16 protein-coding genes are annotated in these 25,835 nt (G+C 57.7%); 10 read left to right on the forward strand and 6 right to left on the reverse strand.

Annotation, left to right across the window (positions count from 1 at the left end; genetic code table 11):
* Window positions 1-49: 49 nt before the first annotated feature.
* Window positions 50-379 carry a hypothetical protein gene (locus tag ASU33_RS12235; RefSeq protein ID WP_149867191.1) on the reverse strand — a complete coding sequence of 110 codons (330 nt, stop codon included), beginning with the start codon at window positions 377-379 and terminating at the stop codon, window positions 50-52.
* 314 nt (window positions 380-693) lie between these two features.
* On the opposite strand from ASU33_RS12235, the gene ASU33_RS12240 reads away from it, so the two are divergent.
* The 4 genes from ASU33_RS12240 (at window position 694) to ppk1 (ending at window position 7,172) form a co-directional block, all read left to right on the forward strand.
* The gene (locus ASU33_RS12240) at window positions 694-2,094 is read left to right on the forward strand and encodes a T9SS type A sorting domain-containing protein (protein WP_059071126.1); all 1,401 of its coding nucleotides are present in this window, start codon (window positions 694-696) and stop codon (window positions 2,092-2,094) included.
* A 233-nt stretch (window positions 2,095-2,327) separates the two neighbouring features.
* Window positions 2,328-4,304, forward strand: coding sequence for a DNA topoisomerase (ATP-hydrolyzing) subunit B (gene gyrB / locus ASU33_RS12245; RefSeq protein WP_059071127.1), 1,977 nt, complete (start codon window positions 2,328-2,330; stop codon window positions 4,302-4,304).
* A 108-nt stretch (window positions 4,305-4,412) separates the two neighbouring features.
* Entirely contained in the window at window positions 4,413-4,790 is a 378-nt protein-coding gene (locus tag ASU33_RS12250; protein WP_059071128.1) for a RidA family protein, read from the forward strand.
* Between the two features lie 54 nt (window positions 4,791-4,844).
* On the forward strand, window positions 4,845-7,172 hold the full coding sequence (gene ppk1, locus ASU33_RS12255) for a polyphosphate kinase 1 (protein WP_078063089.1): 2,328 nt from the start codon (window positions 4,845-4,847) through the stop codon (window positions 7,170-7,172).
* Between the two features lie 75 nt (window positions 7,173-7,247).
* Here the strand turns inward: ppk1 and ASU33_RS12260 are convergent, their stop codons facing one another.
* The 5 genes from ASU33_RS12260 to topA form a co-directional block, all read right to left on the reverse strand.
* Window positions 7,248-8,225 carry a Ppx/GppA phosphatase family protein gene (locus ASU33_RS12260; protein WP_286130519.1) on the reverse strand — a complete coding sequence of 326 codons (978 nt, stop codon included), beginning with the start codon at window positions 8,223-8,225 and terminating at the stop codon, window positions 7,248-7,250.
* Window positions 8,226-8,310: 85 nt separating this feature from the next.
* Window positions 8,311-12,021: a BamA/TamA family outer membrane protein gene (locus tag ASU33_RS12265; RefSeq protein WP_059071129.1), complete on the reverse strand. Its 3,711-nt coding sequence runs from the start codon at window positions 12,019-12,021 to the stop codon at window positions 8,311-8,313.
* Window positions 12,022-12,179: 158 nt separating this feature from the next.
* Complete coding sequence (locus ASU33_RS12270; RefSeq protein WP_059071130.1) at window positions 12,180-12,887, reverse strand: SIR2 family NAD-dependent protein deacylase; 708 nt, start codon at window positions 12,885-12,887, stop codon at window positions 12,180-12,182.
* Window positions 12,888-12,969: 82 nt separating this feature from the next.
* Window positions 12,970-13,866, reverse strand: coding sequence for a DUF4846 domain-containing protein (locus tag ASU33_RS12275; protein WP_078063090.1), 897 nt, complete (start codon window positions 13,864-13,866; stop codon window positions 12,970-12,972).
* Window positions 13,867-13,969: 103 nt separating this feature from the next.
* Window positions 13,970-16,408 (reverse strand): type I DNA topoisomerase, encoded by a 2,439-nt coding sequence (gene topA, locus ASU33_RS12280; RefSeq protein ID WP_059071132.1) that lies wholly within the window; start codon window positions 16,406-16,408, stop codon window positions 13,970-13,972.
* Window positions 16,409-16,761: 353 nt separating this feature from the next.
* On the opposite strand from topA, the gene ASU33_RS12285 reads away from it, so the two are divergent.
* The 6 genes from ASU33_RS12285 (at window position 16,762) to ASU33_RS12310 (ending at window position 25,813) form a co-directional block, all read left to right on the forward strand.
* A complete protein-coding gene (locus ASU33_RS12285; protein WP_286130520.1) occupies window positions 16,762-21,207 on the forward strand; it encodes a methyl-accepting chemotaxis protein in 4,446 nt (1,481 codons plus the stop codon).
* 81 nt (window positions 21,208-21,288) lie between these two features.
* Window positions 21,289-21,825 carry a chemotaxis protein CheW gene (locus ASU33_RS12290; protein WP_059071133.1) on the forward strand — a complete coding sequence of 179 codons (537 nt, stop codon included), beginning with the start codon at window positions 21,289-21,291 and terminating at the stop codon, window positions 21,823-21,825.
* A 48-nt stretch (window positions 21,826-21,873) separates the two neighbouring features.
* A complete protein-coding gene (locus tag ASU33_RS12295) occupies window positions 21,874-22,275 on the forward strand; it encodes a response regulator (RefSeq protein ID WP_059071134.1) in 402 nt (133 codons plus the stop codon).
* A gap of 81 nt (window positions 22,276-22,356) precedes the next feature.
* Window positions 22,357-23,475 (forward strand): chemotaxis protein CheB, encoded by a 1,119-nt coding sequence (locus ASU33_RS12300; RefSeq protein WP_149867192.1) that lies wholly within the window; start codon window positions 22,357-22,359, stop codon window positions 23,473-23,475.
* Window positions 23,472-25,109 carry a chemotaxis protein CheA gene (locus ASU33_RS12305; RefSeq protein WP_059071136.1) on the forward strand — a complete coding sequence of 546 codons (1,638 nt, stop codon included), beginning with the start codon at window positions 23,472-23,474 and terminating at the stop codon, window positions 25,107-25,109. The genes ASU33_RS12300 and ASU33_RS12305 overlap by 4 nt, the downstream gene beginning before the upstream one ends.
* A gap of 80 nt (window positions 25,110-25,189) precedes the next feature.
* Complete coding sequence (locus ASU33_RS12310) at window positions 25,190-25,813, forward strand: chemotaxis protein CheC (RefSeq protein WP_059071469.1); 624 nt, start codon at window positions 25,190-25,192, stop codon at window positions 25,811-25,813.
* Window positions 25,814-25,835: the final 22 nt, after the last annotated feature.

The raw sequence follows: 25,835 nt of genomic DNA on the forward strand, positions 1-25,835 counted from the left end.
CGCACACCAGCCTACGGCAGTGCTGCGGCAAACCATTTGGCTAGCCTACCTAGGGCGCATTAGGAAAAACAAAGGACCGCAGCAACCGCGACCGGTGGAAAGCTGGCACGGCCGCCACGCCGAGCTGCACCTCGGGTATAAGTACCTCCCACAGCAGCCTGTGTAGCAAAGGCATAGGCTGCAGTGTGGGCAGCCACGGCAGCTTGCGCTCGGGCAGGGGCAGCGTAAGTCGCTGGCTGCCCTGGGCAATGTCGTGCCGCAAGTAGTCGTGCTGATGCACTGCTTGGCGGCGCTGCGACCTGTGGTGCGGGCGAAACACGGCGTTGCCACTGGCCACAGTAGGTTGCTCGGCCAACCCCCGCTGGGGCGACGCGCTCATGAACATGGCAACTAACCAGGTCCAGCAGAGGGCAAATGTGGCAGAACGAACCAAACGCACGGTATTCAAAACAACTACAAACTGCCGGATTTGTCTTGCTGCCACCAAGGCTATGTACCTAGGTCGCAATCTGAACAGCAGCGACCAGGAAGGAAATGCAAGGCAATATTTTTACCTAACGGTAAGTTAAGTCCTGTTTTATATCAGATTAAAAATATAATAATCCGTACATTCAGCACCGGCGGCGGTACATGCGGCTTCAGCGTGCACCCGTCACCGGCGCTGGCCTAACCCATTACTCACGTACCACCGCTATGAAAAAACTGTTACTCTCGCTGGCTTGTGCATTGCTTACCAGCGTAGCTGCGCTAGGGCAAGGCACCAATCCATTTTGGCTGGCCCAGAACTTTGGCGCCAACGCTGTACCGGCCAACTACCTCGTAGAGCAGGTTAAGGCAGTAAATGCTTCAACGGTATGGGTGCTCGTTAGCGAAAACGTGGAGGAGCCCATCGTGAACCGCTACGCCCGCACCACCGACGGGGGCAACACTTGGACGGGCGGCCTAATCACCGGCTTGCCGGCTGGCTTGAGTGTAGCCAACATCACGGCCGTTGACGCCAACACGGCATGGATTGCGGCTTACCCGGTTGCGCAGTCGGCCACTGCGCCCGGCATCTACAAAACCACCAACGGGGGCCAATCCTGGACGCGGCAAGCCACCGCTACCTTTACCGGCGACGATGCTTATCCGGATGTGGTTCACTTTTTCGATGCCAACAACGGTGTGGCGTTTGGCGACCCTAACCCGGCCGGCGCCGGGGCGCAGTTTGAGATGTACACGACTGTTGATGGTGGTACCACCTGGACGCGCCTCAACAACGCCCCAACCTCAGCTAATGCCGCCGAATTTGGCATGCCCGGTACTCACTTTGTGCTGGGTAACACCATTTGGGTCAGTACTTTCAGCGCAAACAACACCGGTGCTCGGTTGCTGAAATCGACCGACCGCGGCCTCACCTGGACGGCTTCTGCAACGCCCATACCCAATGCCATTCTCAACATTGCTTTCACGGATGCGCAACGCGGGCTGCTCAATTCGGGCTTTACCTTGGCTAGCACCAACGACGGCGGCGCCACCAATACTGCTCTCACGTACAACGGGCCACTGCGTGTGTTTGGGCTTGATGCCGTACCGGGCTTGCCCAACACCTACATCAGCGTAGGCCAAAACGTACGCCAGGCTAGCAGCATCAACGATTACGGTAGCTCTATCTCGCGCGACGGCGGCGCTACCTGGACGAACATGGACATCGGCAAGTATCAATTTGAGGTTGATATGCTTAGCCCATCCGTTGGTTACACAGGAGGTTACACAGGCACAGCCGGTAGTGCCAGCACGGGGGGCATGTTCAAGCTGAACTCCGTGATTTCCTCAACCCGCGTGAGTGCTGCCACCGATGCGGCCGTCAAAACCTATCCAAACCCGAGCGCCAGTGGCATATTTCAGCTGAGCCTGGGCGAGCCGAACCTGCGGGTAAGCCGCTTGCACATAGCCGACGCCCTAGGTCGCGAGGTATACGCGGCCTCGTTGCAGCCCACGGGAGCTACCACGCAGGAGGTACTCATCGACTTAAGCCAGCATAAGGCCGGCCTGTACAACCTGCAAGTAGAAACCAACAAGGGCACGTTGGTGCGCAAACTCGTGATTCGCTAGCAACTGAGGTTGCTTCAAGTGGGTTGTACCTAGGCTTTGCAGTGTATTTCAGCCCACTAAGCTTTCCTGTAGCCAATGCACTCCAACGCCCCAATACACAGGCCGCTCCGGGTAATCCGGGGCGGCTTTTATTTTTGGCTTTTTCTGGCCGGAAAACCCTGTTAAATCTAGTAAAAAAGGGATGTTTCGGTATCTTCGCGTGTTATACAGGAGCTGAACTTTAACCGCCGCACATGAGCGAAATTCAAGAGAAAAAAGCCCCCGCCGCATACTCGGCTGATAGTATTCAGGTACTGGAAGGGCTTGAAGCCGTGCGCAAGCGCCCGGCCATGTACATCGGCGACATCGGTATCAAAGGCTTGCACCACTTGGTATGGGAAGTAGTCGATAACTCAATCGACGAAGCGCTGGCCGGGTACTGCGACACGATTGACGTAACCATCAACGAAGACAACTCCATCGTAGTCCGCGACAACGGCCGCGGCATTCCGGTGGACTTCCACCAGAAGGAGGGCCGCTCGGCGCTGGAGGTGGTAATGACCGTGCTTCACGCGGGTGGTAAATTCGATAAAGACACCTACAAAGTATCCGGTGGTTTGCACGGCGTAGGCGTAAGCTGCGTGAACGCGCTGAGCAACCTGCTGCGCGTAACCGTGTACAAAAACGGCCACGTGTACCAGCAAGAGTACGAGCGCGGCGCACCGCTGTACGCCGTGAAGCAAATCGGCGACACGGAGCGGAGCGGTACGCAGGTCGAGTTCTGGCCCGACGATACCATCTTCACCGAAACCGTTTACCGCTACGAAACCATTGCTACGCGCTTGCGCGAGCTGGCGTACCTGAACAAGGGCATCCGCATCAACCTGACGGATTTGCGGGAGAAAGACGACGACGGCACAGCCCGCGGCGAAACTTTCTTTTCGGAAGGTGGCCTGGCCGAGTTCGTGCAGTACATCGACGGCGAGCGGAACGTGCTGATGCCGCGCCCCATTCACGTGGTGAGCGAGCGGGGCGGTACGCCCGTAGAAGTAGCCCTGCAGTACAACGACTCGTACCAGGAGCACATCTTCTCCTACGTTAACAACATCAACACGCACGAGGGCGGCACGCACGTAGCCGGTTTCCGCTCGGCCCTAACCCGTACCCTGAAGGCCTACGCCGACAAATCGGGTATGCTGGAGAAGGCCAAGGTTGAAATTCAGGGCGACGACTTCCGCGAAGGCCTCACCGCTGTTATTTCGGTGAAAGTAGCCGAGCCGCAGTTCGAAGGCCAGACCAAAACCAAGTTGGGCAACAACGAGGTGAGCGGTGCCGTGAACCAAGTAGTGGGCGAAATCCTGAACCAGTACCTTGAGGAAAACCCCAAGGAGGCACGCGTGATTGTGGAGAAGGTAATTCTGGCTGCTAAGGCCCGTATTGCTGCCCGCAAAGCCCGCGAAATGGTGCAGCGCAAAACCGTACTGGGCTCCAACTCGCTGCCCGGTAAGCTGGCCGACTGCTCCGAGTCGAACCCGGAGGCGTGCGAGCTGTACCTGGTAGAAGGTGATTCGGCAGGTGGCACGGCCAAGCAAGGCCGCGACCGTCGCTTCCAGGCCATTTTGCCGCTGCGCGGTAAAATCATGAACGTGGAGAAGGCTCAGGAGCACCGCATCTACGAGAACGAGGAAATCCGCAACATGATTACGGCCCTAGGTGTAACGTTTGGCGAGAAGACTGCCGACGACGACGGCACCGAAACCCGGGCGCTGAACCTCGAGAAGCTGCGCTACCACAAGGTCATCATCATGACCGACGCCGACATCGACGGTTCGCACATTCGTACGCTGATCCTCACATTCTTCTTCCGCTACATGCGTGAGCTGGTGGATAAGGGCTACATCTACATTGCCCTGCCGCCGCTGTACCTCGTGAAGCGTGGCAAAGAAGAGCGTTACTGCTGGACGGAGCAGGAGCGTGCCCAAGCTCAGGAAGAGCTTGGCAAAGGCCGCCCCGAAACCGTGAACGTGCAGCGCTACAAAGGTCTAGGTGAAATGAACGCCGAGCAGCTCTGGACTACTACCATGCAGCCCGAGACTCGTTCGCTGAAGCAAGTAACCGTGGAATCGGCGGCCGAGGCCGACCACCTGTTCTCAATGCTGATGGGCGACGAAGTAGCCCCGCGCCGCGAGTTCATCGAGCGCAATGCCAAGTATGCCAAGCTGGATGTGTAAGCACCCCGCAACCAAAAAAGCCCGCCTTGCGCGGGCTTTTTTGTTGGGCGTTCGGCATGCCGACTAAATCACTGGCAGCCTAAAGCGGCTGCAACCGTAACAAGCACAATGCGACAACTTATTTCATCTGACTCACCCTGGGAGGACTTCGTTGGTTACTCCCGAGCTGTACGCGTTGGCAACGTAGTAGAAGTAGCCGGAACCACCGCCCAAGATGGCAGCAGCATTACCGGCGGCGATGTGTATTCGCAAACCAAGCGCATTCTGGAGAAGATCAAGGACGCTCTGGCCGAGGCCGGTGCAACCATGGAGCAAGTAGTGCGCACGCGCATTTATATCACCGATATCCGGCGCTGGGAAGATGTAGGCCGGGCGCACGGCGAGGTGTTTCAAACCATTCGGCCGGCCTCAACCATGGTGGAGGTAAGCGCCCTTATCGATCCGCGCCTGCAGGTAGAAATTGAAGCCACGGCCATTATTTCGTAACTCTGCGTAACTCCGTACCGCCTAGCCCGAATACGCAGGTAGGATTACTACTTTATGAAACTGTTTAAGTCGTCGGACCTCATCCGCAAGAGTAAATACATCAGCCGCGACCTGAGTTGGTTACGGTTTAATTACCGCGTACTCGATCAAGCCCGCGACACCTCGCGTACCGTGCTCGATCGGCTCCGTTTTTTGAGCATCACGGCCTCCAACCTCGATGAGTTCTTCATGATTCGGGTGGGCTCGTTGTATAACTACCTCGACTACGGCAAGGTGCGCGTCGACTACTCGGGCCTGCGCGAGCTGCCGTTTCGCCGCAAGCTGCTCGATTTTGCCCACCGCTTTGTGCATGATCAGTCGCAGACCTATTTGCAGGAGCTGCGGCCGCTGTTTGCGCGCAACGGCTTTGATATTTTGCGGGTTGATGAGCTGACGGAAGTAGAGCAGAAGAAGGCCGACGGCTACTTTAAGAACACGGTGTTTCCGCTGCTCACGCCGATGGTGTACGACTCGTACCACGGCTTTCCGCTGATGATGAACCAGCTGCTCATTTTTGGCGTGGTAACGCGCATGAGCGGCGAGGGGCCGGAGGAGGGGCAGGAGCGCCTCACCTTCGTGCAGATACCGGCCAACCTGGCCCGTTTCTTCGAGCTCATGCGCAAGGACAAGGTCATCTTTGTTCCTATCGAGGAAATCGTCCGAGCAAACCTAGAGAAGCTGTTTCGCAACGTCGATATCGTGTCGGCTACGCTGTTCCGCATCACGCGCAACGGCGACTTCACGCTGGAAGAGTCCGACGATATCGACGTCGACTTTATTCAGGAAATTCAGCAAGGACTGAAAACCCGCAAGCGTGGCCGCGTGGTGCGCTTGGAGGTAGAGCCCGATGCATCGGGCCTGCTGATGCAGGTGCTGAAGGAACGCTGGCAGATTGATAACGGCAACGTGTTCGTTATCAGCTCGCTTATTGACCTGCGCGGTGTAAACCAGATTGTGCGCCACCCCAGTTTCCGCGATAAGCTGCCCCGCTCACTCGCACCGGTGCAGCCGCTCAGCTTGCCCCTAGGTGCCGATGAGAACCTGTTTGAATACCTGAAGCACCACGATGTGCTGCTGCACCACCCGTACAACTCGATTGAGCCGGTGGTGAAGCTGCTGGAGCAAGCCGCCGAAGATCCGCACGTACTGGGCATCAAGCAAACCATTTACCGCCTGGCCGACGACTCGCGCGTGACGGCGGCATTGCTGAAAGCGGCCGAAAACGGCAAGCACGTATCGGTACTGTTCGAGGTGAAAGCGCGCTTTGATGAGGAGCGCAACATTCGCGAAGGCGCCAAGCTCGAAAAGGCCGGTTGCTTCGTCATCTATGGGGTGAGTAAATACAAGACGCACACCAAGATGGCCATGATCATCCGCAAGGAGGGCGAAAAGGTGACGCGCTACGTGCACATTGGCTCGGGCAACTACAACGAGCAAACCTCGCGCTTCTACACCGATGTGAGCCTGCTCACGACCAACGACGTGTATGGCCACGACGTGTCGGAGTTCTTCAATGTAATTACCGGCCACTCGCAACCCGACGACTACGAGTACCTGATTACGGCGCCCAAGGACATGCGCCAGCAACTCATTCAGCTCATCCGCGACGAGGCCCGCAACGCCAAGCGCGGCCTGCCCTCGGGCATTGTGATGAAGATGAACTCGCTTGAAGACCGTGACATCATCGACGAGCTGTACAAAGCCTCCAAAGCGGGCGTGCCCATCCGGCTGATTGTGCGCGGCATTTGCTGCCTGCGCCCAGGCCGGCCGGGCCTGAGCGAAAACATTGAGGTGCGCAGCATTGTGGGCGAATACCTCGAGCATACGCGTTTGTTTTACTTCCACCACGGTGGCCAACCCAAAGTGTACTCGGGCTCGGCCGACGTGATGGTACGCTCCTTCGACCGCCGCATCGAAGCGTTGTTCCTCATTGTTAATCCGCAGTTGCTGCGCGAGGCCATCAACATCCTCTACTTCAACCTGCGCGATAACTACAACACCTATCTGATGCGCGAAGACGGGGCGTATATCAAGCGCCACCCCGTTGATGGTGAACCCGTGTTTAACCTGCACAAGGAGTTTTACTTGAAGAACTACGGTTTGGTACAGGATACCGCTTTGTACCAGGATTTTCTGGCCGCCATGCCCATGGCCCGCGTGCCCGAAGGCGAAACCGTTTCGCCTTCGGAGGATAGCCTGATAGCCGGCGAAGAAGTGGTGCTGCCCGAAGACGAGGTAGACGAGTTGCTCGAGGCCGCTACCGAGCCTGCTTTGGCCGTGGCCCAGCCCGACCCGCTTACGCCGGGCCCAGTGCCGCCTGTAGTGCCCGAGGAGCAAAGCTAACGACCTAGGGCAACCTAGGTGCCGGGAGTATCGGCAAGCAAAAGGCCCGAGTGCTTAGCACTCGGGCCTTGGTGTTTACGCGCCTTCCGAATCGTTCTGAATTACCGGCACCGGCATTTTGTGCGACTGATCGGTGATCGGGCGGATTTCCTCGAAGTGGTCTTCGAACAGGGCCTGCAGCATGCCGTCTTTCAGGCCGATGTCGGGCACCAGCATGTCTTTGGCCCCCGACCATTCCATGGCCGATAAATAGATCTGACCAGCCGGCACGATTACGTCGGCGCGGTCGGGGTTGAGCATGAGCAGGTTCACCCGCTCATCCATACTAAGACTGCGCAAATGGTCGAGGATGCCAGCAATGCGCTTGCGCTGAATGGGCTGCTCGGGCGGTAGCTGCGCCAAGGCATAGATCTTATTAATGTTGCCGCCGGTGCCGATGGCGCGGGTTACGTGGTAGCGCCGGGCGTTTTCCTTTACCCACGTTTCCATTTGCTGCCAAGTATCCTGGAGTTTGGCGCCCGGCTGGCCATCGTTTTGCAAGCGGCGGATAGAGCCCACTTCGAACGACTGCGACGCCACCTTGCGGCGGTCGGAGTATAAGTTAAACTCCGTGCTGCCGCCGCCTACGTCGATGTGCAGGTAGTGGCGTTTGTCTTCGAGCAGCTGCATGATTACGCGGTTTACGTAAGCGGCTTCGGCCTGCCCGTCGATGATTTGCACCTCAATGCCCAGCTCGCGCTTCATGCGCTCGGCAATGGCCTGGCCATTTTCGGCGGAGCGCATAGCCGAGGTAGAACAGATGAGGTAGTGGGCCACGTCGTGCACTTCCATCAGCAGCTTGAGCGCATGCAGAAACTTCACGAACTTCTCTTCCTTGGCGGGCGAAATGCGGCCGGTGGCAAACACATCCTCGCCTAGGCGCAGCGGGTAGCGCACGTACTCAACGCGCTTGAGCCGGTAGTTGCCACCAAACTCTAGCACGGCAGAAATCTGACAACGGACAGCGTTGGAGCCGATGTCGATGGCGGCTAGTTTCAGCAGCGGGTATTCCATGGGAGAGGCGGTAAAAGGGAGAAAACGGGCAAAGGTAAAAAGGCCGGAAATAACCCGGCCTTTGTTTACTCGGCATGCCTACTGCTTACTGATCGATGCGGAAGCCTAAGCCGAACTGCAGCAAGTAGTTTTCCTCGGCCGAGCTTTGGATAGAAACCGACAAAGCCAAGGTTTCATACACCGGCGCAATGTAGAAACCGCCGCCGTAGCCACGGTGCCATCCGCCAGCCGCCGAACCTTTATAGTACACCTGGCCCTGGTCGTAGAACCCGAACACGCCGTAGTAGAAGGGGAGGAACTGGGTGTTGGCGTAGCCCAACGCGAAGCGCAGCTCCGAATTCAGGTAAAGCGAGGCGTCGCCGGTGAAGCGGTTGCGTACGTAGCCGCGCAGGTTTTGGCGCAGGCCCAACTGCGTGAACTTGTAAAACGGAATTTCATCAACGGAGCCGTAGTTTTTGCCGCCGCCGCCCTTCACTACCAGCGTTATCGGAATACCTAGGCGCGCCGTGCCGTAGTACTCGGCAAAGCCTTCGGAAAGGCCGAAGGTGCGCTTTCCTTGGTTGAGCTGGCGCCAGGTGGTATGCTCGCCGTACAGGCGCACACCTTTGCGGGCGAATTGCTTCCGGTCGCGGAAATCCAGATCGAGCACGGCGCGGCCGCCCAACAGGCGCTGGAAAGCGACATCGGGAACGGGCTCGTCGGAAGGCATGGGCTGCCCGCCGGCTATCAATTGCCCTAGGTAACTGTTGCGGGCAAAGTCGCTCTGGTACTGCTCGTACACCGGGCCCACGCGCAGCAGGCTTTTCTGCCGAATTACGCGCTCAAAAAAGGCTTCGGTTTGGTAGCCGCGGTAGCGTGCCCGGTAAAAGTTATCTTCAAACAGGTCATCGTTTTTGCGGGTGTTGTTGCCCAGGCCGAAGAAGTTGTAAAACGGAAAGTAGTTGCCGTAAGTACCGCGCACCCCAAAATCGACTTTGCCGAAGAGGTAACGCCAGCGCACGTTGCCCGTAACCTGCCGGTTGCCGCCTGTGGTGTACTGCGCATCAATGCCGTAGCGCACACGGTAATCGGGCTTGCGGAAACCCTGCTTTACCCAGTCGAAACCGGCGGCCACGCCGAAGCCGTCGTTGCGGTTGAACAGCAAGCCGCCGCGCGGCGCGTAGCCGTCGTATTCAAAAGCGTTGCGGTCGTAGTGATTTATGCCTAGGTGGTTGGAACGCCGATCGGTGGTAGGTGTGGTGGCTAGCAGTTCAGTGCCGAGTGCATCGTACACCTCGGTGCGGCCCCCGCTCGAGTTGTTGGTAATCTGGTCTTTGCCTTCGCCGCCAATGATGCGCACCCGAATGCTGCCGGGTTCGTTGCCATTCAGCCGGAATACGTCGCGGCCATCGAGCCCGTACAACCGGATGTCGCGCGTTTCGCCGCGCACAAACGTTCGGTCGAAAAAGGGCTGGCCTTTGGCATTGCCTTCATCGTCGCGCTTGCTCACCTGTACCCGCACTTGGCCGCCGGGCAGGCGCTGCACCTCGAAGAACTCGCCCTTGTTCGAGCCCACTACGTCCACATCGCGGGCCAGCATCAGGTAGTACTCGTCGAGAGCTTTGGGCAGCTCCTGAATGCGGCTTTTCAGCTTGCGGTTGATGTCGCGGCCCGAAATGCCTTGGATTTCCTGAGGCAGTTGCGCCGTAGCCGAATCGATGGCGGCGGGCGTAATGCGCTCCTGCAGATACTGACCGATATGGCGCCAATCGTCGCGCGCGAGCGACGGCAGCAGGGCGCGGTCGAGGTGGCGGGCTGGCCAGTTCAGGCTTTCCAGGTCGCGAAAATGCTCGCCAAAGTCCTCAATGCTCGGCACAGCCCATTCGCGGTTGGCAACCCAGGTGAGGGCGCCGTTCCAAAGGGTAAACGACTGATCACGGTCGCGCGGAATGGGCTTGAATATCTTCTGCTTGCCCTGGTCGTACTCGGCCCATTTCCAGTTGTCGTCGTGCTTGCCAAAGTCGGCCACTAGCATGTCGAAAGCCCGGGCTTTACCTAGGGCAAAAGCGTCAACGCGGTTGTCGTTGTCTTTGTAGAGCTGCCGAAACATGCTGAAGGAGCGCCGCACTTCCTCGGCTCCCCCAAAGCCGGGCAGATTAGCTTTTTTATCCCAAGGATCTTCCTCCAGCGTGCCGAGCAGCCCCGCGTAATCGTCGCGGAAGGAGCCGAGCTGTTGGTTGTCGGGCAACGCAAACAACCTAGGGCGGGCGTGCAGAATGTCGGTGCGGTCGAGCAGCGGCGACACTACCAAGGCTGAATACGGGTGCGCCGTGGGCGTGATGTCGCGCAGGATATCGGCCGCTACGGAGTTGCGCAGCTCGGGCGGCAGAATTTTGGTAACGTCCTTGTCAACCGAGCGGAAGGTGTATTCCGAGCTGTCGGCCGCAATAAACTTAAGCGAAGTTGTTTGGCGCCCGCCGCCTCGCTTGTAAGGCCGCAACCCGCCTTTTTCGGTTCCTAAGTCGAGCACGGGTACGGTTACCGGCTGCGTCCAGGTGCTACGGTACAGGGGGCCCATCAGCGGCTTTTGCAAACCATGCGCACGGTACTGCGGGCCCGGCGTTACGGTAGCGGTGGTGGCTGCATCGCCTTCGGCCCTAGGTGCGCCAGCGGTGGTGCGGGCCAAGGGGCAGGGCAGGTAAGGGTTGGTGGGTACGTCTTTGCTTTCGGGCAGGCAAGCCGACTGAAACAGCGTAGCCGCAAACGCTTCCTTGGTAGCGTCGTTGCGCTTGTCGAAGGTGATGAACGTTGCCTTCACGGTGCCGTCGGCGGCGTAATCGAGGCGGGTATAGCCAGCTTCGGCTTCGTTGTAAAGCGACTTGGCGTTGTTGGCAACCGGCTCGACGTGCGTAAAGCTGCCCGACACTACATGGTAGTTGCGCTCGAAGGGTGTCAGCTGCAGGTTGAAATCGTGGGCGGCAACGTACAGCGCATTCGGGTGCTCTTTCAGCGTGCCCAGCATGGTTTTGCGAAACGCTTGGTAGCCTGGCGAGGCCATGTCGCGCGGGGTACCCACGTTTTGGCGGTAAGCCGCATTAATGGTGCCGAGCACAGGCGGTGACAGGTGACGCTTCAGGGGCTGATAGCCGCCGTAAGTACCATTGCTAATAACGGGTTGGTGCCCAACCAGCAGCACGTTGCGGCCCCGGGTTTCGTCGAGCACATCTTGCAGCTGTTCCCGAAACTCACCGGCCGACATGGTTTTGCAGTCGGTATCGGGCGCCTCGGGCCGATCGAAGGGGTGCGACCACCACGGCGTGTTGAGGGCTACCAGCCGTACGAGCGGGGCCACGTCCACAATCTCCGGCCCCGGGCAGCCGTTGCTCGGAAGGAACACGTTTTGCCCGCCAAGCTGCGCTTCGATGTATTTCTCAAGGCGGCGCACGCTCTTTTGCCCGTCGCGGCCCGAGTTGTTCCAGTCTTTGTCGCCCGGCACGAAGTAAATTTTGCCGTTGGGCAACCCCTGCACGAGTGCTAGCAACGCATTCGCGCGGGCCTCAAGCGAAGTGCGCGAGGTATCCTGTTTCTCCGATAGGCCCTCGTTACCTACAATGTCGCCTAAGTGCACCACCGTAAACGGGGTGGTTTCCTGCTCCAGGGTGCGGCGCAAGGAGCGAAGCCGGGCCTCCGGAATTTGGCCCGCCGTATTGCCCAGCAGGTACACGTGGTGTGTGGCAGGCACCGACTGCGAACGGGCGGGCAGGACAGCCGTCAGCAGCAAACCAGCCACAAGTAGCCGGCGGTAGATATAGCTCATAGAGAAGCAGAAATGGAGCAGAAATGCTACAGCCCACTTTGTGGAATGCGGCACTAAATGCTCTACCTACGCGAAAACTACCTAGGTGGATAACTCGACAGTTACGCACGTGCTAGCTGCACCATTGCGGATTGGTGCGGCTGCTCCATTTCGCTGGGTTATCGGTTGGCCGTTGCCTGATCGAGTAACTCCTGCACCAGCCGTGGCACGCCCACGGTGGCAGGCTCGGCAATCAGCTCAACATTGCCCCGCCGCGATACGCCGGGCAAGCTCGGATCGACCACGTAGAGGGGGCAATTGCTGGGTAGGTAATGGATGAGCCCGGCCGCCGGGTATACCTGCAGCGAGGTGCCAACTACCAGCATGATGTTGGCGGTAGCGGCTTCTTCCATGGCGCGCTCCATTAGCGGTACGGCCTCGCCAAACCACACAATGTTGGGGCGCAGCTGGTGGCCTCGCTCGCAGGTTTGGCCCAGCTCAATTCGGTCGTCCTGCATGGGGTACACCAGCTCTTCGTAGCGGGTACTGCGGGCTTCCATCAGCTTACCGTGCAGGTGAATAACGTGCGTAGAGCCGGCCCGCTCGTGCAGGTCGTCGACGTTCTGCGTCACGATTACCACTTCGTAGGCTTTCTCCAGCTCAACCAATGCCAAATGGCCGGCGTTGGGTTGTGCCTTGCGGGCAGCTGCGCGGCGTTGGTTGTAGAATTCCAGCACCAATTCGGGATTTTTGGCCCAGCCTTCGGGCGAAGCAACGTCTTCAACGCGGTGGTTTTCCCAGAGCCCATCCGAGGCCCGGAAAGTAGCCAAACCGCTTTCGGCCGAAATGCCGGCTCCCGTAAGTACCACTATTTTTTTGCGAGTCATAACGCAGCGTAGTTGGTGCGGCCAACTGCAGCCGCCATGCTAGGTGCTGTTCAACGCAAAAGCACCTAGGGCAGTTAGCCACTTACTGCCAACGCATCAGCTGGTCGGCCGTGAAATTCCATTCGGGCGTCTCGATCCACTCGGCTGCCGGGTCAATCAGGAACCATGCACCTAGGCCCGGGCTTGGGCGGTTGCGGAGCACGTGTATATCCTGGGCGGGCATGTAGCTTTGGGCCAGCAGCGCGTATTTGCGCTTTGTGGTGGGGTGTTCGGCTACATCCAGCACCAACACTGCGTGGCCAGGTGTACCGCCTTTGATGAGCACGTCGCCCGCCCGAACATCGTGCAAGCGTACGGGCCGCAGCTCGCGGCTCAGTGAAAGCGAACCAGCATAAGTGAATATCTGATCGAGGTAGCGGCGCAGCACTGCATGAGTAGGATCTTCGGGTTTCCTGGGTGCTGGCAGTACTTGCTGCCCCTGCACCCGAAAGCCTTGGCCGTCAATCCAATCGCCAAACCAGATGTCGTGGCCGCTGGTAAGATGAAAGTGTATTTGCCGGTAGTTCTGCGTGAACTGATATTCGGCCCGCAAGCGCATCACGGCATCGGCGCACTGTTGCAAGTCGCGCGGTCCGGTATCAATATCGAGCACAGCCGCGTGTACTGTTTGCGGGGTTTTCAGTTTGCCGTTGTGCAGGTACACGGGGGTGCTTCGTGGCTTCAGCGGCAAGTAGCGCAGCCATTGCGCAAACGAGTTGGGTGCCGCTGCTACCCGCTGGCAACCTGCAGGCGGTGCAAAGCGCGCGGCAAGCGAATGCTGCGTGTTGTAGGGGTGCGTCAGCCAGCTGTACTTGCCGCTACTTGCCTCACTTGCCCTAGGTGTCTCATCATCAGGCTCCAAGGAAGCAAGCGAAGGAGTATTGTCCGTAGCAAGGATTAGCGCCAGACCTACTAAAGGCAGGGGTAAGGTTGAAAGCATAGCCTAGCAACGTAACACACCTGGAATATTATATAAGCTGAATAAAACAAGAAGGCCTCGCCAATAACTGTTGGCGAGGCCTTCAAAGTATGAGCATATAGGGCTACTTGGTAGCTTTCTTAGAAGTGCCGGTTGATTTTTTAGCTGCCGGCTTTTTGGTGGCACCAGCGGCTTTTTTGGCCGGAGCCTTGGCGGCGGGCTCTGCTGCCTTTTTGGCTCCGAAGCGGCCTCGGGCAGGCTTATCGGGAGTGGCCTCGGCCAACTCCAGGCAGCGCTCAAGCGAGAGGCTACGCGGCTCTTCGCCTTTCGGAATCTTTACGTTTTTCCCACCGCACACGATGTAAGGGCCATACTTGCCGTTGAGCACCTGTACATCGGCCCGGCCTTGGGCTTCGAAAGTAAGAATCACCTTTTCCGCTTCCTGCTTGCGCTTTTCCTCAATTAACCGAACAGCTTCCTCGGGCGTAACAGTATGCGGGTCCTGGCCTTTGGCGAGCGAGTAAAACTTACTGTCGTGGCGGATGTACGGGCCGAAACGGCCGATGGCAGCCGTCATGTCTTTTTCTTCGTACTGGCCTACCACGCGCGGCAGCTTAAACAGCTCCAGCGCTTCCTCAAGCGTGAGGGTTTCAATAAACTGGCCCTTGCGCAGGTTGGCGTAAGCCGGTTTGATTTCGCCTTCTGCTTCGCCCAGCTGCACGTACGGTCCGAAGCGGCCTAGCTTGGCGTAGATCTTGTCGCCGGTTTCGGGGTGCTCGCCCACCAGGCGCGAGGTGCCCACATCGGCGCGCTCTACTTCCTTGCCGCGCTCCACCGTTTCGTGGAAGGTGCCGTAGAAGCCGGCAATCATCTGTTCCCAAGCTTCCTGCCCATCCGCAATGCGGTCGAATTCTTCTTCCACTTTAGCCGTGAAAGAGTAGTCGATAATCAGTGGGAAGTGCTCAACTAGGAAATCGTTCACCACCATGGCCGTATCCGTCGGGAACAGCTTGCCACGGTCGGCGCCAAATACTTCTGTTTTGGTTTCGGTGTTTACCCGGTCGCCGTCCAGCGTCAGCACATGAAACTTGCGCTCCTTGCCTTCGCGGGTGTCTTTCTCCACGTAGCCACGCTTCTGAATGGTGCTGATGGTAGGAGCGTAGGTCGACGGGCGACCGATGCCCATCTCTTCCAGTTTCTTCACCAACGAGGCTTCGGTGTAGCGAGCCGGCGGCTGTGCGTACCGCTCCGTAGCCGAAAGGCGCTGCAGCGGCAGCTGCTGACCCAAATTCAGCGGAGGCAAACCACGCGAGAACGACGATTCGCCATCGTTGTCTTCGTCATCTTTCGATTCGCTGTAGGCTTTCAGGAAACCTTCGAATGTAATTACCTCGCCCGTTGCCGTAAGCGTTACGCCGGGCTGCGTGCTGATGCCGATGGTAGCCACGGTACGCTCAATCTCGGCATCGGCCATTTGCGAGGCCAACGCGCGCTTGCGGATGAGGTCGTACAGGCGCTGCTCGGCCGAATCTTCACCCGCTTTCACCAACGAAAAGTCGGTTGGGCGAATGGCTTCGTGCGCTTCCTGGGCCGAGGCGGCTTTGGTTTTGAACTGACGCGTATGCGAGTACTCCGGACCGTAAGCGCGGCTGATTTCGGCTTTAGCACCGTTCAGGGCTTCCTGCGAAAGGTTTACCGAGTCGGTACGCATGTAGCTGATTTTGCCACCTTCGTACAGGCGCTGGGCTACGCTCATGGTTTGCGCCACCGAGAAACCCAGCTTGCGCGAGGCCTCCTGCTGCAGGGTAGAGGTGGTAAAGGGCGGCGCCGGGCTGCGCTTGCCGGGCTTCTTTTCCAGCGTTTCGATGCCGTAAGCCGCACCCACGCAATGAGCCAAAAACGCCTCAGCATCTTCGAGCGTTTTCAGGCGTTGGGGCAGTTCAGCTTCGAGCACGGCTCCGTTGCCGGCATCGAAGCGGGCCACCACGCGGTACGCCGACGAGGTTTTGAACTGCTGAATTTCCCGCTCGCGCTCCACTACCAAGCGCACGGCTACCGACTGTACGCGGCCAGCCGACAAACCCGTCTTCACTTTCTTCCAGAGCACCGGCGAAAGCTCGAAGCCCACAAGGCGGTCGAGCACGCGGCGGGCTTGCTGGGCGTTTACCAGGTTCAGGTCAATCTCGCGGGGAGAGTCGATGGCATTCAGGATGGCGTTCTTCGTCAGCTCGCGAAAGACGATGCGCCGGGTTTTGGCATTCGTCAGATCAAGCGTTTCGGCTAGGTGCCACGAAATGGCCTCACCCTCGCGGTCGGCGTCGCTTGCCAGCCACACGGTTTCTGCCTCCTTAGCCAGCTTCTTCAGTTGGGTAATCACCTCGCGCTTGTCGGGCGAAACGACATAGGTAGGCTTGAAGCCGTTCTGTATGTCGATGGCGTTGTTGTCCTTCGGCAAGTCGCGCACGTGACCGAAGCTTGACTTGACCACAAAGTCTTTGCCTAGGTAGCCTTCAATAGTTTTGGCTTTGGCAGGCGACTCCACGATGACGAGGTTCTTAACCATAGAATAAGGGTGGGTAGTGGTAAGGCGCTAGTGGAGCAGCAGGGGTAAAATGGAACCGAAAAAGCTCGACAAGGTGTTGAACTCGGCCGCAAAGATGGATGAATAATCTATCCTCACTACGAAACAGCGCCTAGGGCAAGTTCAACACCTAGGTATGTAAAGGAGTTTCGACGTTCCGAAAGTATTGCCGATCAGTACCCTGTCAACGATTAAAATGATGGCGACGACGCCAAAAAGAATATATAGTAGCGCGCAACCAACTGCGTTTGCTACTTTTGCTCGAACTGCCCACTACCCCCAGTTGGCAGTCACCTGCCTTCACCGCGTTTTTTTGCGCTTCGATCCTTCCTCCTATGGCCTCCGGTAAGAACAGCAAACCTGCTACGAACCTTGCGCCTCTCGACAACGACGCTGATTTGCCAGTTGATGCTGACATGAGCAAGTCTGATCCTGTAGAACGCGTGAGTTCCGACCTAACGCGTAAACGTGGCGCTGCTCGTGGCAGCTCTGCGGGCACACAGGACCCCGATTACGTAAACGAGCAGCTGAACCGAGTTCTGTACGCCCTCGACGCCTTTAAGAAGGGCGACATCTCAGTGCGTTTGACTAAACAGAACGACGACATCTTCGCCGAAATCGCCGAAGCCTACAACTCAATGGTTGAGATGATCGGCGGGGTAGGTGGCGAGGTATCGCGCATCTCGAAAGTAGCGGGGGTAGAAGGTAACCTGAAGGCGCGCGCCTCCGGCGAAAACGCTACGGGTTTCTGGCGCGACATGATTAACAACATCAACGGCTTGGTTGACTCCATTGCCGTACCGGTGTTGGAGGTAGGCAAGGTACTGAAGAACATCTCGCGCGGTAACCTCGACGAGTCGTTCCAGATTCCGGTATCGGGCGACTTTAAGTTGATGGCCGAAACCATCAACAAAACCATCGACAACCTGAACGTATTCGCCAGCGAAGTAACCCGCGTGGCGCAGGAGGTAGGTACCGAAGGTCGCCTAGGTGGCCAGGCATCGGTACCGAACGTGGGTGGTGTGTGGAAGGAACTGACCGACAACGTAAACACGATGGCCTCGAACCTGACCTCTCAGGTGCGTGACATTGCCAACGTAGCCACCGCGGTAGCCCGCGGCGACCTGTCGCAGAAGATTACGGTAAACGTAAAGGGCGAGCTGCTCCAACTCAAGGAGAACCTCAACCAGATGGTGGACTCGCTGAACCTGTTTGCCGGCGAGGTAACCCGCGTAGCACAAGAAGTAGGTACGGAGGGTAAGCTCGGTGGCCAAGCTGTGGTGCCAGGCGTTGGCGGCGTTTGGAAAGACCTCACTGACAACGTAAACAACATGGCCGCCAACTTGACGAGCCAGGTACGTGACATTGCCAACGTAGCTACCGCCGTAGCAAAAGGCGACTTGTCGCAGAAAATCACGGTTGATGTTAAAGGCGAGCTGTTGCAGCTCAAGATGAACCTCAACCAGATGGTGGACTCGCTCAACCTCTTCGCTGGCGAAGTAACCCGCGTGGCGCAGGAAGTGGGTACCGAAGGCCGCCTAGGTGGCCAGGCCAACGTGCCGAGTGTAGCAGGTGTGTGGAAAGACCTGACGGACAACGTGAACACGATGGCCGCCAACCTGACCTCGCAGGTGCGTGACATTGCTAACGTAGCAACGGCCGTAGCGAAAGGCGACCTGACGCAAAAGATTACGGTAGACGTAAAGGGCGAGCTGCTCCAACTGAAGCAGAACCTCAACCAGATGGTGGACTCGCTCAACCTGTTTGCTGGCGAGGTAACCCGCGTAGCACTTGAAGTAGGTACAGAAGGTAAACTCGGCGGCCAGGCTGTGGTGCCAGGCGTTGGCGGCGTTTGGAAAGAACTCACCGACAACGTAAACAACATGGCATCGAACCTGACTTCTCAGGTGCGCGACATTGCCAACGTGGCTACCGCCGTAGCCCGCGGCGACTTGTCGCAGAAGATGACCGTGAACGTGAAGGGCGAAATTCTGGAACTCAAGAACATCTTGAACCAGATGGTGGACTCGCTCAACATTTTCGGTGACGAAGTAACCCGCGTAGCCCGCGAAGTAGGTACCGAGGGTAAGCTGGGCGGCCAAGCCGTGGTGCCCCGTGTTGGTGGTACCTGGAAAGAGCTGACCGACAACGTAAACACCATGGCCTCGAACCTTACGAGCCAGGTGCGCGACATCGCGAACGTTGCAACCGCGGTAGCAAAAGGTGATCTGACCCAGAAAATCACGGTTGATGTTAAGGGCGAGCTGCTGGATCTGAAGAACATTCTGAACCAGATGGTGGACTCGCTGAACATCTTCGCCGGCGAGGTAACCCGCGTAGCCCGCGAAGTAGGTACCGAAGGTATCCTAGGTGGTCAGGCCAACGTGCCGAACGTAGGCGGTGTATGGAAAGACCTCACCGACAACGTGAATACGATGGCCTCGAACCTGACTTCGCAGGTACGCGACATTGCCAACGTAGCAACGGCCGTAGCCCGCGGCGACTTGAGCCAGAAAATCACTGTAAATGTGAAAGGTGAGCTGCTCCAACTCAAGGAGAACCTCAACCAGATGGTGGACTCGCTGAACACGTTCGGTGACGAAGTAACCCGTGTGGCGCGTGAGGTAGGTACGGAAGGTAAACTGGGCGGTCAGGCAGTAGTGCCGAACGTTCGGGGTACCTGGAAGGAACTGACCGACAACGTAAATACCATGGCTGCGTCGCTGACCTCGCAGGTACGCGACATTGCGAACGTAACCACGGCCGTAGCCCGAGGCGACTTGAGCCAGAAGGTATCGGTTGACGTTCGGGGCGAGATGTTGGAGCTAAAAGACAACATCAACCGAATGGTGGACTCGCTGAACGTTTTTGCCGGCGAGGTAACCCGTGTGGCACAAGAAGTAGGTACCGAAGGCCGCCTAGGTGGCCAGGCCAACGTGCCGAACGTGAGCGGGGTATGGAAGGACCTTACCGACAACGTAAACCGCATGGCCGCCAACCTTACCACACAGGTACGTGGTATCGTGAAGGTAGTAACCGGTGTATCGCAAGGTGACCTTACCCAGAAGCTGACCCTGGAAGCCAAAGGCGAGCTGGCCGACCTGGCCGACACCATCAACCGAATGGTGGACGACCTGAACCGCCTGGCGCAAGAAGTAAGCCGCGTGGCCCGCGTAGCCGGGGTAGAGGGCAAGCTTACCGAGCGTGCCATGGTAACCGAGGTGAGTGGTTCGTGGAAAGACATTGTAGACACGCTAAACGACCTGATCGAGTCGATTGCCTCGCCGGTACTGGAAGTGTCGCGCGTAGTACGTGCGGTGTCTGAAGGTGACCTGACGCAGAAGGTAGAAGTACCGACTGCCGGTGACATTTACGCCATGGCAATGGCCTTGAACACGGCCGTTGAAAGCTTGAACGAACTGCTCGCTGAAATCAACGACTCGTCGTTGGTAGTGGGGGCTTCGTCGGAAGAAATGGCGCAGAAGGGCCTAGAGATGAGCCGCGTAACAGTTGACGTATCGCTTGCCATGCAACAGATGGCAGAAGGTGCGCAAAACCAAGCTATGAAGACCGACCAGGCCTTCAAGCTGATCGAGGAAATCATGCAGGCCACGAAGGAAACCGCCAACAAGGCCGACGTGGTAAACAAAGCCGCCATCCTAGGTGAGCAAACCTCGCAGCTGGGTCTGAAGACGGTAGCAGAAGTGGTGAAGAACATGGAGGAAATCTCCAGCGCTTCGGCCCAAACGGCTAAAACCATTGATGTACTCTCGGTTCGCTCGCAGGACATCAGCAAGTCGCTGGGTGTAATCACCGACATTGCCGCTCAAACCAACTTGCTGGCTCTGAACGCAGCTATCGAAGCCGCCCGTGCTGGTGAAGCCGGCCGTGGTTTTGCGGTAGTAGCCGAGGAAATACGCAAGCTGGCAGAAGGTTCGCGCAAATCGGCCAACGAAATTGCTACGCTGGTAGAGGACGTACGAAAAGACACCGCCTCGGCCGCAACCGCTATTTCGACCATGGAGGGCCGAGTACTGAAAGGGAAAAACGCAACGTTCGAGGCCAGCTCGGCCTTTAAGAATATTGCCACCTCTTCGGGCGAAATTCTGCGCACCTCGCGAGACATTCTCACGGCAACAGAGATTCAGAAGACCTCGATTGGCGACGTAGTTAAGTATGTGGAGGAAGTAGTAGCCATTGCCGAGCAAACGGCTTCGGGTACGCAGCAGGTAGCTAGCACGGCCAAGCAGCTTTCAAGTTCCATGTCGGAGCTGACGGCTTCGAGCCAGAAGCTTACTGATATTGCCGACGACCTGCAAGTAGGTCTCTCGGCCTTCCAGCTGATGGACCATTTGGCTGAGGATGTGTACTACGAGCCCGCTCCGCCCGTACGCAGCAGCTTGCGGCGTATGCAGCAGGCTCACATGCCCACGCGCGAGGAATTAGCGGCTCGACAGGTGCGCACGCCTAACCGCTCAGTAGCGGCAGCAGCTGCTCGGACGGTAGCTAACGGCGGCACACCTGTAACTCCGCCAAGCCGCCCCACGCGTCCAGTACCCATGCCGCGTCCGCAGTCGAACGGTACGCCCGAGCCAGCTCGTGCTAGCCGTAAGCCAGCCGCTGCTGCCGAGCAAGCTCCGGCTTCTCCGGCACCGCGCAAAGCTCCGGTGCGCCGCCCCGCTCCGCCGGTTACCGGCGAGGCGCAAGCACCAGCCAACCAGGCTCCGAGCAACGAAGGTGCTGACGCTCCAAAGGCTGCCTCGAAACGCAAAAACAAATAATTGACCGCAGGGATAAGATCTGGGAGTGCACATACATGAGCACTCCCAGACAAATCCGTTCTGTTCAGCTATTACTAGCGCATGACTGAATATTCGGCTGCCGCAGAAAAGAAGTCACCGAGGCCCGAAGTGCCTGTTCAGCTCATCGTTTTCCGCCTAGGTAACGAAGAGTATGGCATTCGCATCGAGCAGGTGAAGGAGGTAACGGTGACCCCCGAAATTGCCCGCATGCCCAAAACGCCACGTTTCGTTAAGGGCATTGCCAATCTTCGCGGCGACATAATTGCCATCATCGATCTGGAGGAGCGGTTTCGGTTACGTCGCGCCGATCAGCCGCTACCACTCCAAACCTTCACGTTGGCCATTGAGGCGCGCGATTACACCATTGGCATTCTGGTGCGCGAAGTGCCGCAACCAATTTCAATTCCTGCCTCGAGCATCGAGCAGGCACCTGATTTCATTCAGGACATCAACATTCACGACAAGTACATCGAGGGAATCGCACGGGTTGACAACCGCATAATCATCGTGTTGGACATGCTCAAGTTGCTCACTCCCGGGGAAATCATGCAGCTACGCCCCAAAGCAACATCTTCTGCTACCGCTGAGCGTAAATAGCCCTGGTTTCGTCCTAATCTTCCCATCGAGTTCCTTTAATCCGATCCTATGAAAAACCGCATCCTCATCGTAGATGACTCGTTCTACATGCGCACGATGCTGAAGAATATGCTGACCGACGCCGGTTACGACGTGGTTGGTGAGGCTGCCAATGGGCAGCAAGCGCGTGAGCTGGCTTCGGAAACGAAACCCGATTTGATTACACTCGATGTTATCCTGCCCGACAATACTGGTTTGGAGGTACTTAAGGATATTCGTCAGGAGCTGTCCGATGTCAAGATCGTAATGTGCAGCGCCGTAGGCCAAGAGGTCATTGTAAACGAAGCCTTGGAGAGCGGCGCAATAGCCTACATCGTAAAGCCTTTCTCTGAAGACAAAGTGCTAGAAATTGTCAGCGGAGCCCTGCAACAGGCCGGCAGTGAGTCGGATGCTTCCGAAGCCGCCGAATAACTCCAGCTCTGTTTGTGCTTGCTAGGTAGTTGACCTACGGCTGCCACCCAGTCAAGCTCACGACTTTCTTCTGCTTTCGTTTTGCTTAGTTCTGCCGTTGTACATGCTCCTCTAACCATCTTGCTCGGCGATATGCCGGGTTTGGTGCGCTTGGCTGTGTCCAAGGTGCTGCGGTCGGACAAGGATGTACGCATTGTTGCCAGTACCTCGGGAGCCGAAGACTTGCTTGCACAAACACGCACGTTACGGCCCGACCTGGTAATTGTGGGCGAGCAAGCAGCGGCGGTGCTCGAGAAACTCGCTGCCTGTCACCGCGGGCCGGTATTGTTGTACAGCACTCAGGAGCGCCGAACGAGCTTACTGCGCGAATCAACGAAGTGGGGCGTGTACGATTTGTTCGGGCCAATGCCTGCTCTTTCGCACCCCGATCATGCGTTTGTGCGCCGGGAGTTGCTAAGAAAAGTGCATCGCTCGCGGCGTGTGCTTACCACTTACGTAGGCCGTACAGCCAATAAACCGGAGGCGGGAGCCGAGGTATTAGCCATTCGCCGCACCAACGTTGCTCCGCCAAGAGGCTTGATTGTACTGGGTGGCTCAACGGGCGGTGCCGCAGCGGTAGAGCAAATTGTACGGCAGTTACAGCCGGGTTTGCGCCATGCTATTGTGGTGGCGGTGCACTTACCGGCGTCGTTTACCCCGCTGCTAGTAGAGCGGCTGCGGAAAGCCTCCGCGCTGCCTGTAATTGCTGGCATGGCTGGTACGCGCCTAGAGCCGGGCAAGATTGTGGTCGTACCCGGCGGTTGTCATTGGATGATCAAAGGGAGCCTGCCACAGCAGCTATGGCTAGCTCCGGCAACCGAAAAAGCCCCCGCTCTCGATGAGCCTAGCATCGATTTGCTGCTGAGTTCCGCTGCGCGAGCTGCTGGCCGCCATACGCTTGGGGTAGTTCTTACTGGGCTCGGCAAAGATGGTACCGTAGGCGCCCAAGTGGTGCGCCAGCTGGGCGGTATCATTGTGGCTCAAGACGAGCAATCGTCGGCTGTATTTGGCATGCCTAAGTCAGTTATTCGGGCTGGTCATGCATCAGTGGTGCTAAGCCTGCCCGAAGTGCCTCGTTTCATCAATGCCCAAACGCAGCTGATGCGCCCTTGGCCATTGGTTTCCCGTTCAAATTCCGTTTCCCGATCCTACACACGATGAAATCGCGCGAGCAGGAATACCGGGAATTGTTTATGGCTGAAGCCTTAGAGGCTTACGACGCCATGAGCCAGCACATTTCTGTGCTGGAGAAGCGACCCGACGATGAGGCTGCGTTACATGAGCTGTTCCGTTTGATGCACAACCTCAAGGCCAACGCCCGTGCCATTGGCTTTGCCGAAATTGGCGAGGTTGCTCACCGCATGGAAACGATCTTCGGAGAAATCCGGAGCAAACAACGCATTTTCGCGGGCTCACTGGTGCCCGTACTGTTTGCCGGCGTCGATGCCATCGGTGAAATGATCCGGGCCGTGGGGGCCAACCAAACCCTGCCCAATAGCTCGGTGCTGCTGGAAAACCTCGACCGCGTGATGCGCGGCGAGGAGCCTTTGCTGGATTCGGCACAAGCGGCTCCGTCGGACGAGGATGCAAACCGTAAGCTGGAGCTTTCGGACTTGGTTTACATCCCCATCAAGAAGCTCGACCACCTCCTCAACCTAGTAGGGGAGTTGATCATTGACCGCGACCGGGTTCTTACCCTCAGCCAAGAGATTGGCAACCTAGGTCTTTCGAACGTAGCCGCCCACCTGAGCCGCCTGGCCGACGACCTGCAGTATTCGGTGATGGATGCGCGGTTGGTAGGCGTGGGCACGCTGTTCAACAAGTTTCCGAGGGTGGTGCGTGATGTTGCCACGGCCGAGCAAAAGCAGGTTGAATTGACCATTAGCGGGCAGGACATTCAGATTGACCGCAACATTCTGCAAATCATAACCGATGCCTTGCTGCACTTGGTGCGAAACGCCATTGGTCACGGCATCGAAACACCTGAGGAGCGCACCCGTGCGGGCAAATCGCCGCTGGGGCACTTGACCCTCTCGGCGCAAACCGAGCGCGACGACGTATTGATTCGCATCATCGACGATGGGCGCGGCATTGACGTGGAGCGCGTGCGGCGCAAAGCTGTTGCGCGCGGTCAGCTGCCAGCCGACGTTGCTGCCCGTTTAACCGATGCCGAGGTATACAGCCTCATGTTTGAGGCCGGATTCTCCACTGCCGAACAGGTAACGGAAATTTCGGGCCGGGGTGTAGGGCTTGATGTAGTGAAGCTGGCCATTGACTCCCTAGGTGGCCAGGTGCGTGTCGACTCGCAGATGGGGCAGGGTACCACTTTTACCCTCGTACTGCCTACTTCCATCGCGGTAAAAGGTGCGTTGCTATTCCAGCTTGAAGAGCATTCGTACGCGCTGCCACTAATGCACACCGATTCGGTGGTGTCGTTGCGGCCCGAGCAGCTGCACGCCGTAGGCGGTATGTTGCTGGCCAAAGTGCAAGAAGAACACATTCCGGTAGTAAAGCTGGCCGAGCTGCTCGACGATTCCGATGAGCCCCTGCAGCCCGCCGACCGCGAAGCCCTGATGGGGCGCCAGGATATTATCATCACCAGCTACAATGGTCGTAAGCTGGGCCTGATTGTCGACCAGTTTCTGCGCCAGCAGGACATTGTAATTAAACCCGTGAGCCAGCCGCTCGACATGATTGACTTGTTTGGCGGCGTCACACTACTTGGCAGTGGGCAGGTGTGTTTGGTACTGGACGTACCAGCCCTGACGCGCCTTTTTATAGCCCGCCGCCCATGATACACGTACAGTCAAATTCGGGTCGCCGCCGAGTTGCCGCCGGCCTGCTACCTAACTGACCCACCCGTATGGACCTGCACATGAACGATCTGGAACGGGACATTATCCGCGAAATCCTCAACATTGGATTGGCGCGGGCAGCCGACTCGTTTGCTGCCATTGCCCAAGAGAAAGTGTTGCTGGAGGTACCGAGCCTTGAGCTGGTACGACCGCGCGATATACTCAAGATGGTGAACAAGTACCAAGCACAGCACGTGGTTGTGCAGTCGGACATTAAAGGCGACTTTAATGGTACTACACTGATGTTCTTTTCGGGGCAGCACGTACAGCGCTTATCGCACGTGTGCTTACGACAAACGATTGAGGAAACCCTCAACCTGAATGAAATGCAGGAATCGTTGCTGCTCGAAATTAGCAACATCATTACGGGTGCGCTGGTAACGCAGCTCGCCAATATCCTAAAAGCCAAGATCTACGGAGCGCCACCCCGAGCTCCGAAAGGCGACTTGGCACATGCCCTTGATAACCTGCTGCTGACCCACCCGCAAATGCAGCCGCTGATCTTTTCGGTTATCACGCAGTTTTCGGATCAAAACAGCAACGTGGAGCTCCCGCTGATGCTGTTCTTCGACCGCCTGACTTTCGACAAAATTCTTTCCATCATTCGCACCTACGACCTGCCTGGCAACGGCCAACTCGCCTAGGTTGCCGGGCAGGAGTGTTGCT

It is taken from the genome of Solirubrum puertoriconensis (assembly GCF_001483135.1).
In the GTDB taxonomy this organism is placed as follows: Bacteria; Bacteroidota; Bacteroidia; order Cytophagales; family Hymenobacteraceae; genus Solirubrum; species Solirubrum puertoriconensis.

Coding starts and splice junctions, on each gene's coding strand:
- ASU33_RS12235 (WP_149867191.1), bottom strand. CDS start 379: ATGAGCGCGTCGCCCCAGCGGGGGTTGGCCGAGCAACCTACTGTGGCC.
- ASU33_RS12240 (WP_059071126.1), top strand. CDS start 694: ATGAAAAAACTGTTACTCTCGCTGGCTTGTGCATTGCTTACCAGCGTA.
- gyrB (WP_059071127.1), top strand. CDS start 2,328: ATGAGCGAAATTCAAGAGAAAAAAGCCCCCGCCGCATACTCGGCTGAT.
- ASU33_RS12250 (WP_059071128.1), top strand. CDS start 4,413: ATGCGACAACTTATTTCATCTGACTCACCCTGGGAGGACTTCGTTGGT.
- ppk1 (WP_078063089.1), top strand. CDS start 4,845: ATGAAACTGTTTAAGTCGTCGGACCTCATCCGCAAGAGTAAATACATC.
- ASU33_RS12260 (WP_286130519.1), bottom strand. CDS start 8,225: ATGGAATACCCGCTGCTGAAACTAGCCGCCATCGACATCGGCTCCAAC.
- ASU33_RS12265 (WP_059071129.1), bottom strand. CDS start 12,021: ATGAGCTATATCTACCGCCGGCTACTTGTGGCTGGTTTGCTGCTGACG.
- ASU33_RS12270 (WP_059071130.1), bottom strand. CDS start 12,887: ATGACTCGCAAAAAAATAGTGGTACTTACGGGAGCCGGCATTTCGGCC.
- ASU33_RS12275 (WP_078063090.1), bottom strand. CDS start 13,866: ATGCTTTCAACCTTACCCCTGCCTTTAGTAGGTCTGGCGCTAATCCTT.
- topA (WP_059071132.1), bottom strand. CDS start 16,408: ATGGTTAAGAACCTCGTCATCGTGGAGTCGCCTGCCAAAGCCAAAACT.
- ASU33_RS12285 (WP_286130520.1), top strand. CDS start 16,762: ATGGCCTCCGGTAAGAACAGCAAACCTGCTACGAACCTTGCGCCTCTC.
- ASU33_RS12290 (WP_059071133.1), top strand. CDS start 21,289: ATGACTGAATATTCGGCTGCCGCAGAAAAGAAGTCACCGAGGCCCGAA.
- ASU33_RS12295 (WP_059071134.1), top strand. CDS start 21,874: ATGAAAAACCGCATCCTCATCGTAGATGACTCGTTCTACATGCGCACG.
- ASU33_RS12305 (WP_059071136.1), top strand. CDS start 23,472: ATGAAATCGCGCGAGCAGGAATACCGGGAATTGTTTATGGCTGAAGCC.
- ASU33_RS12310 (WP_059071469.1), top strand. CDS start 25,190: ATGAACGATCTGGAACGGGACATTATCCGCGAAATCCTCAACATTGGA.